Annotated in this window: 10 protein-coding genes and 1 pseudogene; 5 read left to right on the top strand and 6 right to left on the bottom strand. The window is 36.7% G+C overall.

All coding sequences use genetic code 11. The annotated features are described in order from the left end of the window. Nucleotides 1–35: 35 nt before the first annotated feature. From BM141_RS23750 to BM141_RS18110, 4 genes and pseudogenes are all read right to left on the bottom strand, one after another. Nucleotides 36–353 (bottom strand): annotated as a pseudogene (locus BM141_RS23750) (Uma2 family endonuclease); the annotation flags it as partial. 14 nt (nt 354–367) lie between these two features. Continuing rightward, the gene (locus tag BM141_RS23745; RefSeq protein ID WP_091548884.1) at nt 368–598 is read right to left on the bottom strand and encodes a PDDEXK family nuclease; all 231 of its coding nucleotides are present in this window, start codon (nt 596–598) and stop codon (nt 368–370) included. Nucleotides 599–726: 128 nt separating this feature from the next. Next, complete coding sequence (locus BM141_RS18115; protein ID WP_091548883.1) at nt 727–2247, bottom strand: SusD/RagB family nutrient-binding outer membrane lipoprotein; 1521 nt, start codon at nt 2245–2247, stop codon at nt 727–729. A 92-nt stretch (nt 2248–2339) separates the two neighbouring features. Continuing rightward, nucleotides 2340–5552 (bottom strand): SusC/RagA family TonB-linked outer membrane protein, encoded by a 3213-nt coding sequence (locus BM141_RS18110; RefSeq protein WP_091548882.1) that lies wholly within the window; start codon nt 5550–5552, stop codon nt 2340–2342. Nucleotides 5553–5817: 265 nt separating this feature from the next. On the opposite strand from BM141_RS18110, the gene BM141_RS18105 reads away from it, so the two are divergent. From BM141_RS18105 to BM141_RS18095, 3 genes are all read left to right on the top strand, one after another. Then, nucleotides 5818–6702 (top strand): AraC family transcriptional regulator, encoded by an 885-nt coding sequence (locus BM141_RS18105; RefSeq protein WP_091548881.1) that lies wholly within the window; start codon nt 5818–5820, stop codon nt 6700–6702. 153 nt (nt 6703–6855) lie between these two features. Continuing rightward, nucleotides 6856–7971 carry a fatty acid desaturase family protein gene (locus BM141_RS18100; protein ID WP_091548880.1) on the top strand — a complete coding sequence of 372 codons (1116 nt, stop codon included), beginning with the start codon at nt 6856–6858 and terminating at the stop codon, nt 7969–7971. Nucleotides 7972–8403: 432 nt separating this feature from the next. After that, entirely contained in the window at nt 8404–9336 is a 933-nt protein-coding gene (locus BM141_RS18095; protein ID WP_177217445.1) for an RraA family protein, read from the top strand. Nucleotides 9337–9408: 72 nt separating this feature from the next. On the opposite strand, the gene BM141_RS18090 is transcribed toward BM141_RS18095, so the two are convergent. After that, complete coding sequence (locus BM141_RS18090) at nt 9409–10707, bottom strand: hypothetical protein (protein ID WP_143090982.1); 1299 nt, start codon at nt 10705–10707, stop codon at nt 9409–9411. 966 nt (nt 10708–11673) lie between these two features. On the opposite strand from BM141_RS18090, the gene BM141_RS18085 reads away from it, so the two are divergent. Further along, nucleotides 11674–11856, top strand: coding sequence for a hypothetical protein (locus BM141_RS18085; RefSeq protein WP_091548878.1), 183 nt, complete (start codon nt 11674–11676; stop codon nt 11854–11856). 92 nt (nt 11857–11948) lie between these two features. Next, nucleotides 11949–12368, top strand: coding sequence for a hypothetical protein (locus tag BM141_RS18080; RefSeq protein WP_091548877.1), 420 nt, complete (start codon nt 11949–11951; stop codon nt 12366–12368). 40 nt (nt 12369–12408) lie between these two features. Here the strand turns inward: BM141_RS18080 and BM141_RS23080 are convergent. After that, nucleotides 12409–12713 (bottom strand): hypothetical protein (locus BM141_RS23080; protein ID WP_394331678.1); only part of this gene is annotated, 305 nt, incomplete at its 5' end.

Genomic DNA, 12713 nt, shown 5'->3' with positions numbered 1-12713 from the left:
ATAGGTACAGATGATTTTTAGCATTAAAATTCAATCTATTGGAAAATTTCTTTGATTTCTATTTCTAAGCCTTCTAATAGCTTGGAGTTTACCTTGCCCTCCTTGCTGGCAAAGGAGAACGGTTTGAATCCTTTGTCGGTATTTTCAAAAACTTCTATGCTCTCATTTTTAAGGTCAATAATCCAATACTCTGCAACTCCTTTATTCTCATATAATTGATATTTAGTGAATCTATCTGTTTTGATAGAACTTGGGGAGATAATTTCTACGAGTAGGTCAGGTACCCCCATAATTCCTTCTTCTTTGATAATTTCCCTGTTGGCACTTGCTGTAAAAATAATATCAGGCTGTAAGACATTGGTTTCATCTAAGACAACTCCAAAGGGGCATGAAGCACTATACCTAAGTTTTTTTCTTTTACATAATTATAAAAACGCGCATATAAGTTGCCTGAAGCAAAATGATGCTTATAAGAAGGGTAGTTTTGTCGAATAATTTCTCCATTTATGAGTTCAAAGAAAAATTCTTTGAGTTCCCACTCATCAAATTCTATTGCTTTGAATTCTTGATAGGTTATTGGTTTTTCTAATATGAGCATAGTCAGTAATGGTTTTACTCAAAAATAACTTATTTTTTTAAGTTTTCCAAATAGAAAACCTGCTACACTTTTAAAAGTGTAGCAGGTTTAAGTAGTTAATCAATTGGAAATTATTTTTAGTTATTTTTCTATTTATCCCACCAAACTTTGGTATCCATGTTATCTGCTCCTTGTCGCTGAACCGCCGCTTGTAAGTTGGTTTGATTGACAGCTACTTCTGATATTGGATAGACCATTCTGTTGATGAAGTTTCCTTGAATCTGTTGGCTTGGATAGGGATTTTTTCGCAAAGCAGGAAAACCTGACCGACGGAAATTTGCCCATGCCTCAGGACCATTCAAGAAAGAAGCTATCCAATACTGTGTATTGATTTGTTGCAAGGCATTAGCAGCATCAAACGGATTGGCTGCTAACCAAGCATCTATAGCCGCTGCGGGGATAGCTGAGGCAGCATCGTACTCAGCAAATTGTTGCATGTTGGCACGCACCCCATTGGCATAGTAAGTAGCGGCATTGCCTGTAACCCAACCTCTTTGTGCAGCCTCAGCTAAAAGCAGTTGAGTCTGTGCATAAGTAACTAAGAAACAAGGAGCTATGGGTTTTACAATACGTGTTCTGTCCACTTGCGTAAAGTCATAGAAACTTGCTAAACGCAAGGAGTTTACTACAGGTGTAATAGAAACGTTGTCATAGCCTATGGGCATACCTATTTGGACTTCTGGACTTCTGTTCGCCACTGCCGCAGTCTGTCCTGCCCCAGAGGTTGCCCCAACATAGCGTACAGCAATCGCTCCTAAGCGAGGGTCATTGGTGCTTTTGAGTGCATTTACAAAGACATCGGTCATATAGTAATTTGCCGCCTCAGTAGCATTAAGCAAGTTACCAAAAGGATAGGTATAGTTGGCAGTATGCCTGATAACAGCATTATCAGCATTAGACTGCATGACTCCACCTTGGAAAGCTGCTTGTACTACTTGTTGCGCTCTTTGTGGATTTACCTTGGTTAGTCTCATTCCAGCTCTTAACAAGAGAGAATAGCCCAGTCTTTTCCATTGGGCGATATTTCCTGCATACATAACATCACTACTTTCTATCGTACCCGCAGTATTAAGTGCCGCAGATGCTTCCGTCAATTCTTTGATAATATCATTGTAAATAGATTCTTGGGTATCGTATTTAGGGAAGGTAGTATTTTCTATAAATCCCTTTCCTGCCTCAAAGTACGGGACATCACCATAAGCATCAGTTACTATCATAAAAGCAAAAGCTTTCCAAATACGTGCCATTTGTGTAAGATTGGAGCGAGCAGGTACATTTTTGGTATTTTCAATTATATCTACGGTATTCCGAATTACATTTCTGTAATAATTTACCCAAACTCCCTCGGCATTACTGTTATTGATTTGGTTAAAGTTTGCTCCTGTCAATACCCCAGAATTAGGAGTGACCATTTGCTGAACGATGCCGATGTCATAGTTAGCCGTAGTAGTGGGAAAAGAAGAACTGACTATTGCATTATTGAGTATAAATATCCTATCTACTGCAGTCGCAGCAATAGGATTTACATTTAACTCATCAAAGCCTTTATCGCAACTGCTTATACTAAGCATTGCAATACATAAAAAACTATATATTGATATTTTTTTCATAATCTTCCTGAATAGTTAGTTGTTAATTGTCAATGGTTAATAGTTAGTATTGTTTCAACTGATAACTTCTAACTATCAACTCATAACTTGATTTAGAATTTCACATTCAAGTTAAAGCCAAAGCTACGTGTCGTGGGAACGCCTGTGGCTTCCAAACCATTGAGGTTATCAGAGCCATAGCCCATCTGCTCGGGGTCAATATTTTCTACCCATTTTCTCAGAATCAGTACGTTATTAGCTACAAAGTTGAGTCTAAGCCCTTTGATAAACCAAGAACTTGGTAGATGCTTAGTAAAGTCGTAGCCTGCAGTGATTTGACGTAGCTTCCAGAAACCTGCATTGTAGATAAACTGCTCGCCAATATCTCGGCTACGTACTTGTTCATAATATTGTTGCAAAGGGGCAGCAACAGTATTTACCTCTCCCCTTTGATTTACTCCTTCTCCAACTATTCTATTCTGTTCTCTGCCAGGCAATGTACCTTTATGTAAGCCATGTCGCCAAGCATTGAAATTAGTCCCAGAGGACATAATGTGTCCTAACTTATAGTCTATAAGGAAAGACAGCATAATACCCTTGTAATTGAATGAGTTAGTGATACCACCTACCCATTTAGGAATAGTAGTACCAAAGGGTTGCAGTGGTACTATCACTGGAAAACCTGCATTATCAAATACTCGACGTCCTTGGGCATCCTTAGCATAGGCATTAGCAAAAAGTGTTCCCATAGGTTGTCCTACTACCTGCCTAATCTGTCCTTGACCTGGATTCCAGATAGAGTTCCCTACTACAATCTGCTCTGGACGTCCATCACCGTTATAATCTCTATCTGTACCATTGTCATCGGTAATTATTCTTTGTACTAAGGTGGTATTGTAAGACCCATTAAAAGAAATTTCCCAGCGGAAATTATCAGATTGAAAAGGTACTACATTTACTAAATATTCAAAACCTCTATTTCTGCTTTGCCCGCTATTAATGCGTGTAGAAGTAAATCCAGAGGCATCGGAAATCTGGGCGGACACAATTTGGTCTTTAGTAACCTTATTATAAAAGGCAAAATCTACGCTTACCCTATTGTTGAACATTTTTAACTCCAAACCTACTTCTGCCTCAGAAACACGCATGGGACGCAAGTTCGCATTAGGCACAGTCAAGCCGCTAATAAAGCCGAGAGGTGCTTGTCCTGAGGTAGTTCCTATGGGAAAAAGGTTGGCATTGATACCATAGAATAGGTTATTGGCATAAGACCCTACGTCTGTATCACTACCTACTTCTGCATAAGCGGCGCGTATTTTCCCAAAGTTTAACCAAGAAGGCATATTATTAAAGGCATCGGAAAACACAAAACTACTTGTAACAGAAGGGTATAAAATGCTTCTATTTTCAGGAGAAAGTGTAGAGAACCAATCATTTCTCGCCGTTACGTTCAGAAATAGAAAGTTTTTATAAGAAAACTCAGCTGCACCATAGAGAGAATTTACCTTTCTTTCACTAAATCCGTATATTGGGTCTCTTACGCGAGTATTCATAATAGTATAGAGGTCTCTTACTACAAAGTCTGTTCCTTGTGCACTATTCAACTCACTTTGTACATACAGTTGGTTTCCCCCGAAAGTCGCATCTACCCCAAAATTTCCAAATTTACGAGTAGCCCCAATCAAAAAGTCAGTATTCACTTCTCTTAGACGGCGTACCTCTTGTATAAAACTACCATTCACAAAGCCTGCGGGAGCAGGAGCGAGTGATGCAGCACCTGTAGGGAAATTATACTCTTGCTGGCGTGTCCAGAAATCCTGTCCTACCCTTACTTGTGCATACAGCCAATCTTTAATATTATAGCGGAGAGTTATATTGCCAAAAAGACGGTCTCTAAAGATATTTTCAAACTTCCGAGCCATATTGAAATAAGGATTAGTACGGTTTCTAAAACGTGACCAAATGTACTCATTCCCTTGAGCATCAAAGGCATTGTCGCGAAGCACGTCCATAGGCATAGAGTTCGCAATCGTATAAAGTACAGTTGGTACGCTAAAATCTTGCTGAGCAAACTGTGGAGGGTTTCTGTTAATCTCCTTAGAATAGTTGGCATTACCCGAAACGATGAGTTTTTCTCCCAAAGTTTGTGTAAAGCCCAGATTAAAGGTCTTTCTATTAAAAGAGTTATTCGGCATGATACCTGTATTGTCCATATTAGAAATAGAAAGATTGAAACCGCCTCTATCCGTACCTGATGAAAGGGAAATAGTATTGGTAAAAGTATTTCCATTTCGTAGAAATTCTCTAATTTGGTTTCTTTGAGGAACATAAGGAACAGTAACCCCATTAAATAGTACTTGGGTCATACCGGGTTGGAATTTTTCTCCAAAAGACCATACCCCAGAAGTCGGATTGGCAGTAGTAGGTCTTACCCCTCCTTCACCTTGCCCGTATTCGTATTGCCAATCGGTCAGAATCATGGGGATGTCGGTAGTAAAGTTGCTATTGAACTCTACCCCAATGCCTTTACCCACTCCTTTGGTCTTGGTAGTAATCATAATTACCCCGTCTTTAGCACGACTGCCGTACAAAGCTGCTGCGGTCGCTCCTTTTAAAACTGTCATGCTCTCTATATCATCCGGATTAATAGAAGAAAGACCATCGCCACCGTCAGAGTTATTATTGCCTCTACTTTGAATAGAGCCATCACTACCTTGGTTTCCTTGGGCTAAGGCAAAGTTAGTATTATCGATAGGCACACCATTGATAACGATGAGAGGGGCATTGGTGCCTCCAAAAGATGACTGTCCTCTAATCCTCACTTTGGAAGTACCTGCAGGACCGGAGCCAAGTGTAGTAATATTCACGCCTGCCATCTTGCCTTGCAAAGCGTTCATAAAGTTTACAGTACGATTGATGTTGATTTGGTCAGGGGTAACAGAAGCAGTAGCATAACCCAACTTTTTTGCTTCTTTTTTGATACCCAAAGCAGTTACAACGACCTCGCCAAGTTGCGTAACATCCTCCTCGAGGGCTACGTCCAATACACTCTGATTGCTAATTGCAATTTCTCTGAGTGCAAAACCTACAAAACTAAATACTAAGGTTTCCCCACTGCTAACAGCAATGCTATACTTGCCTTCACTGTCAGTAATCGTGCCTCTTTGCGTGTTTTTCACGATGACCGACACGCCCGGTAGTGGGCTTTTGTCTTTCGCAGAACTGACCGTTCCCGAAACCCTGTTTTGTGCAAACGATTGTGTGAATAGCAATAAAGATAACAGCAAAGCTATCCCACAACATGGTAAACTTCTTTTCATTTTCATATTTTACTTAGTGTTTGATTAAAAATAGACCAATAAAAGTATATGACTTAGCACTAATCTACCAAAACAATTGGTTCATTTTAAATAGCTTATTGTTATAAGTGAAAAAAGTAAATCATATATCTTTTATTTATACTTTACTCAAAGTTAAGCATGAAAACTTTAAATAACTACCACTAAATTTGCTTAAATTACAAAAAAATTTGCTTAATTTTAGTGTATTTCTTGTGCTTATCTAAAACTTGAAAAATACAATGTATAAGTTATGAAGCCTCAGTTTATTAGAAGAAATGACAGATTTTTTAACGAGTCCTTCGCTGTCAAGTGGTATCGCTTACCTCACTTTGAAAGATTTTGGCATTATCACACAGAAATGGAATTGGCTTATAACTTCAAAAGTACAGGAACGCGGTTTATCGGGGACAGCATAGCTCCTTTTGAGGAAGGGGAGATAATACTTTTAGGTTATAATCTGCCTCATGTCTGGCTCAACGACCCGCAATATTTTGAGAATAGAGCGGATTTATATACAGAAGGTATTAACTTGCATTTCGAGAAGAATATTTTAGGCAACTCATTTTTTGTAGCTGAGGAACTCAAAGAAATTGGGCAACTCATTGAAAGAGCTTCCAGAGGTATCATTTTTTTGGGAGAAAGCAAAAAAAACGTTCCCCCCTTATTATTTGAAATGCTCGATGCCAAAGACAGTTTTGAAAGACTAATTCTCTTACTTAAAGTACTGAAGATTCTCGCCAATGAAACTGAATATCAGTACATCGCAAGTTTAGGCTATCCTGAGAAGTTTGATACTAAAGATGCACGAATGAGCAAAGTATTCAATTATATTTTGCACAATTTCCAAAGCCCTATTACACTAAACGACGTAGCCGAGATAGCTAAAATGAATAAAAGTGCTTTCTGCCGCTATTTTAAAAAGGTAACTAATAAGCATTTTGTACAGTACCTGAATGAAGTACGAATAAGCTATGCTTGCAAATTGCTGTTAGAACAAAATACTAAATCTATTACTGATGTATGCTTTGCCTCAGGGTATAACAACCTGTCCAATTTTAATCAGCAGTTTAAAAAAATCAAAAAAATATCTCCTTCGGATTTTATTCAAAAATATTCACTAGTATTTAAAGTATAGTACTATCTTCTTATGATTCTGACAATTAATTTATCTCATTTTGGATATAAAAGAAATAAAAAATGTTAAGTCCCCTATTTTTCCTTAAAATAGACCTACCTTACAAAACATTTCATTTTTAAACTTTAAAAACCTCCATAAATTCACAATTGTATGACAGCCAAAGGACAAGTTAGATTTATTAAACAAACCGATAAAAATGCTTTTCACGCTACTCTCAAACGCAGAGTTGATAACTATTTCAAAGAAAATAACCTTTGTAAACACGCCAATACCGACATGATAGTCAAGTCTGTGGCACTTATAGGACTATATGTATTGCCTTTTGTAGGGATTTTGTATTTTGTACCTCCCTTCGCAGTAACTCTCTTGCTTTGGGCTATCATGGGATTAGGCATTGCAGGTATAGGTATGGGCGTAATGCACGATGCCAACCATGGGGCATATTCTACCAATCCTCTCATAAATCGTCTTATGGGACATTCACTAAACTTAGTAGGAGGAGCAGTACTAAATTGGAAACTCCAACACAATGTATTGCACCATACTTATACTAACATTACACACATAGACGAGGACATAGATGACAAGCTCGTACTCAAGTTTTCACCTCATACCAAAGTAAAGCCCTATCATCAATTTCAATTTGTTTATGCTTTTTTCTTTTATGGGATTCTGACTTTGTATTGGGTATTGGCAAAGGACTTTATACAATTTGTAAAATTTAGGCAAAATAAAGTGAATAAGAATAGCCGAAAGGAAAATGTTTTTTTCCTGACTAAACTCATTATGAATAAGTTACTTTACTTTTTTATTATCTTGGGTGTGCCGACTTTATTTTTCAATATTCCTCTTTGGCAGTCTATGGTCGGTTTTGTGCTTATGCACTTTGTCGCAGGAATAGTTTTGACGGTTATTTTTCAGTTGGCGCATAGCGTAGAAGGCACAGAACACCCTCTTCCCAATAGCGAAGGAATGATAGAAAATGATTGGGCTATTCATCAGTTAGAAACTACCGTCAATTTCTGCCCAAATAATCGCTGGCTTTCATGGTTTGTCGGCGGATTAAATTTTCAGATAGAGCATCATCTGTTCCCTACGATTTGCCATGTGCATTATCCAAAAATTGCTCCCATAGTCGAGGCGACAGCAAAAGAGTTTGGCATAAAATACATGGTGCATCAAAGCTTTGGCGATGCCTTGAAATCTCATATCTTTTTTCTTCAGAAAGTAGGGACTTTACCCTCGCTCAACGAGGCTCTGGCATAGTCTATTCCCTTTTTCTTTGATTTTTACACGTGCTAAGTATTAGCTTGATATTTTAAAGCTACTCTTAGTCATATTGAACTTGTCCTAAAATTGTATTTTTTATAGGCTACTACTTCCTTTTATATAAGCAATATGATTATTTTTTAATAAATAAAACCGTCTTGCAAATATAAAACTTGTATTTTTTCAATATTTTTCATTAATCAAAATTGGCTTGTAAAAAATGATTTTTTGACCATAAAAATAAGAGTTTCAGCAATGGGACTCTTTTTGTTTGTTTTTTCTTTTAGAATTAAGTATTTTGGAAGCAGAAACAAAGGATTATAAAAAAGAAATTTTTACGGAATCGTTTGCAAAATTTGATTGCATGAAAAACAAGAAAAAAGAATAGTACTAAAAATAGATTTAATAAATTTTTAACTAACTAAAAGTATGAAAATGAATTACTTAAAAAGCAACATTTTTTTAATTTTTGCTCTACTGCTTAGCTTTCCTATGCTGGCACAGACCATTACCAAAGAGCAACTCATTGCCCTTACTGCTGAGTGGAAAGGGGAACGCTTCCCTGACGGTCGCCCAAAATTGGAAGACAAATGGTTAGAAAGAGCTAAAAAAGTTTCTTTGGAGGAGGCATGGGGTGTATTGAGAAACGAAGGCTACTATAATCAGTTCGAGGGAAACTGGGAAATCCTGCACCCTAATTTAGTACTTACGGGTAGGGCATTAACTGCCATGTATATTCCAAGTCGCCCTGATATAGACAAGCAGATTCGCGACAGAGGCAAAGCAGAGGGTAGAAAAGGCTCTCCTAACTCTTGGCCTATAGATATGCTTACTCCGGGAGATATTTATGTGGCTGATGCTTTCGGCAAAATAGTAGATGGGACACTCATTGGCGATAACTTAGGTAATGCGATTTATGCCAAATCTAAAAATGGTGTAGTTTTCTACGGTTCTGTCAGAGATGTGGAAGGTTTGGCGCAGATAGAAGGCTTCAACTATTTCGTAAAAGGAACTGACCCTTCCTTCATTCAAAACTTGATGCTGGCAGGTTTGAATGTTCCTATTCGCATAGGCAGAGCGGTTTGCTTGCCGGGAGATTTGGTCATCGCTAAGCGTGGGGGTGTTATATTCGTTCCTGCTCATTTGGTAGAAAAAGTGATTTTAAATGCAGAATTTATTTCTTTACGTGACCAATTTGGGCATCAGAGATTGAGAGAAGGTAAGTACAGTCCGGGAGAAATAGATATGCAATGGACTGATGCCATTAAAAAAGATTTTCTCTCTTGGCTCGACCAAAATCCAGACAAACTCCCTATGACTCGCAAAGAGTTAGATGAGTTTATGAAAAATAGGACTTGGTAAATATTATTACACCTGACAGGTTTTGAAAACCCGTCAGGTGTAAAGTATTGATAATAATATTTTTATTTACAACTATTCCTTTTTTGCCTTTTTCAGCACCTTCCCCGTTTTTTGTTGCCATGCCTCAACTCTGCATTTTTCAGAACAAAACTTTTGATTGTGGATTTTGTACTCATACAAGTTGCCACAGTGCAGACAAACCCGATTTCCCTCCCTCAAAACAAACTCATGCTGAGGTTTTAGCTTTTCTGCCTCATTATGAACAGCTTGCAATCCAAATTTATACCCTACCTTCTGAGGTTGGACAGGTGCATTGGTGCTTGCAATTTGGAAGTTTTGCTGCCCATTGATGAGTTGTTGGAGGACTTCTTTCATCTTATCGTAGTCATTATCAATTTTTTCTATCTTTGGCTCGTTTTTACTACTCGCCTTTTTCTCCAATTCCAACACTTGAAAATTCACTGCTTCTGCCTTTGCTTCTGCCCTATATTCCCATTGGAAACTATACGCCCACAGCAAAAGCATTTCTAAGACAAACACAATGCCTGCCACTACCCAAGCTGCATTGGTACTTTGCATCAGATTTTTAGTCATATCTCCCTGATAATCTGACTTCAAACTGAGTAAATCTGATTGTAGCTGATTTTCTAACTTAGCCAATTGGGTTTTATTATGGTTGAGCGTATTGCTTTCTTCTTTGGTGAGTCCCCACATAGGAGAGCGTTTTAATCTACTCGCTTTCAGCTGATTAGTCGCATTTATCTCTGCTTGTAAGGTTTGTATCTTGGTTTGATAATAGTTGCGGATACTATCCGATTGGCTAAGATATATATTTTTGATTTCTCCTGTTTTATCGCTGGTTTTCAAACTAATGACTGCCCCTCCTACCGCTGAAATCAGAATACTTATGGTCATCATTCCTACCAATCCCACCAAAGTCGCCGATTTGTTTTTATTTTTGATGACTTTATTCCTAAAAAAAGTATTGGACAGATTTCCTTTTATCATCTCAATCCCCACGAGCAGAACTATTAAAAGGATACTCAACAAAATCGCTATGCCCCAAAGCACGATAGGATGAACACCTTTGGGCATATTTTCAAAACCAACAAATACATTGACTAACAGATAGATACAAGCTAAACCAAGCAAAGTAGAAACGATGTGATAGGCATTGGCATACAGTTTTGCTAACAAAAAGACAAAGCGGTAACTCACCGCATAAGGCAGAGGTTCAAGGTCTTTGATAGCCTCCTCATAGTAGCCCAATTCTCTGCTTTGTCGTGAAGACTCCGCAAACTGATTGGGTTGGTGTATCTGCGAAGGGGCTTTCGCAGAAAACTTAGAAAAGTAAGTATTGAATTTAGACATAGCAACATGGATTTTTATAATTCCGTTATATTTTTTTACACGTTCACTACAAAAAAAATTGACTAATCCTGTCAAATTTTCCAATTAAAGCGCGTATATCTGCTTATTATCTACCACACAAAAAGGGCTTATTTTCTGTTATAAATTTATACACGATTGACCTACTTAGTACACATACACTAAGCTACTCACCAACAGAGCATTACAGGCTCTCATTTGGAAGTGTTATAAAATTTTACACATACACTACTGATAAAATATGCCTCAGAGATTCAAGCAGGCTATTTTTTCTCTTACCTTTTCTTGCATTATAATATTTTACACACTTTACTCTTATTCTGTCGCTTGCTCAAATCAGTGAGCAAACGACCACGAATAAGAGCGTCCCTTTACAATTTTTGCGTTTAACCTTGTATAGCTATCGATTGAAAGACAAGTTTGCTGGCTGAAGAAAATCCCATCACTTTTATCTTGAAAGAAAATAAATTACTGAAAATCAAATTTATAATTTTTCAATTATTCATTTATAAGACTTTTATATCTGTATTTTTAAGTTTAATAAACTAAAAGTTCTTTATACAGTAAAGAAAATAAGTAAAATAACGAGTAGTTGAATAATCAAAAAAGTGTATTACTCATATAATTATATAAAAACAATATCTTATTTTCAATTTCAAGACAAATTTAAAAGAAAAACTTTTAAATTTAAAAACTTTTTAAGATTTTTTTTTGAGATTTTTTTCAGTAAATCCTTTTCACTATAATTTATAAGTGTTTTTAAGAAAAAGTTTTCTTTTGAAGGTATAACTTATGCTTAAATATTGCCGAGTGTAAAAATAAAAAGTGCAAAATTTTTTTATTTTTGAAAATAAAAGTTATATTTTTGTAGTGAAGGAAATAAAAAAAAACGGAAACGTACTTAATATACTCACTGTCAAATACTTTAAATTTTAAAATCAGAGTACCATGAAAATCAAAGGAATCAAAATCAAAGAAGAAACCCATACAGCTCTATTGAAAAAACAGATAGAGGTAATGGAAAAGACAGGCGATAAGCCGAATATAGTTGATTTGGCGAGTGACCTGATAGAAAAAGGATTAGACGCACTTGACGACCCTCAAATGAAGGCATTGAAACCTAAAAAATAAGTATTCTTTTTAGATGATATAAAAGTAGAAAACTTTTAAAGAGTTTTCTACTTTTGGAAAGTAAGTATTCTATAATCTTTACATATATCTGTATGAATATTGACGACTTAGCTGTTTTCTCTGAACTACTCCGCAAAGTAGATAGAATCGCTGAAAATCAGATTATTACTAACGAGCGATTGGAAAAAATAGAAGAATCTCTCCAAACTCAGACACAAAGATTTGAGCGTGTGGAAAGTATTTTGCTTGACAATAGTAAAATCATGATGCGTATGCTTGACCGCATGGAGTCTATGGAAAATCGCCAAGAGAGATTTCAAGAATACTTAGATGAGCTATCTAAGCAGTTCTCAAAGGTAGAAACAACTTTGAGCAAGGTCAGTGAGGCTCTCATGCGTTTAGTAGATTTTAATGAAAGTTTTGCTCACTTAGACCAAAGAATTATGCAATTGGAAAATGCACGCCTACTCCAACGCCTCTCAAGATTGGAAAAAATTGTATTGAATGAATAGTTAATCGTAACAAAATAATCATTATTACCAATTGTGCTAGTTAAAATATAAAGTTTTTTATATCTAAGATAGGTTGTTGAGTTATAAAGTTTAAATAAATAGCAAAAGTTAGGGATGTTATTTTTGCGATAATTCTATTTGTTAGTCCCCAAGCACTCTTTGCACGTGTATATTGTATGTTAAACTGCTCTGTCAGTATTGAGTTTACTGTTTCAATGGTTTTACGAAAAATACCAAGAAATGCTTTTTCAGTAGCAGTATTAGCTACTTGGTTTGCTCTATTTTGTATAATTAGCTCATAATCAAGTGTATTCTCAAGCCTTTTTCCCAACCCTACATACCCTT

The sequence above is a fragment of the Thermoflexibacter ruber genome (assembly GCF_900113045.1).
GTDB lineage: Bacteria > Bacteroidota > Bacteroidia > Cytophagales > Thermoflexibacteraceae > Thermoflexibacter > Thermoflexibacter ruber.
This window is presented reverse-complemented; position numbering and strand designations above follow the sequence as displayed.

Coding starts and splice junctions, on each gene's coding strand:
- BM141_RS18095 (WP_177217445.1), top strand. CDS start 8,404: ATGAAAATGAATTACTTAAAAAGCAACATTTTTTTAATTTTTGCTCTA.
- BM141_RS18080 (WP_091548877.1), top strand. CDS start 11,949: ATGAATATTGACGACTTAGCTGTTTTCTCTGAACTACTCCGCAAAGTA.
- BM141_RS23745 (WP_091548884.1), bottom strand. CDS start 598: ATGCTCATATTAGAAAAACCAATAACCTATCAAGAATTCAAAGCAATA.
- BM141_RS18105 (WP_091548881.1), top strand. CDS start 5,818: ATGAAGCCTCAGTTTATTAGAAGAAATGACAGATTTTTTAACGAGTCC.
- BM141_RS18100 (WP_091548880.1), top strand. CDS start 6,856: ATGACAGCCAAAGGACAAGTTAGATTTATTAAACAAACCGATAAAAAT.
- BM141_RS18115 (WP_091548883.1), bottom strand. CDS start 2,247: ATGAAAAAAATATCAATATATAGTTTTTTATGTATTGCAATGCTTAGT.
- BM141_RS18090 (WP_143090982.1), bottom strand. CDS start 10,707: ATGTCTAAATTCAATACTTACTTTTCTAAGTTTTCTGCGAAAGCCCCT.
- BM141_RS18085 (WP_091548878.1), top strand. CDS start 11,674: ATGAAAATCAAAGGAATCAAAATCAAAGAAGAAACCCATACAGCTCTA.
- BM141_RS18110 (WP_091548882.1), bottom strand. CDS start 5,552: ATGAAAATGAAAAGAAGTTTACCATGTTGTGGGATAGCTTTGCTGTTA.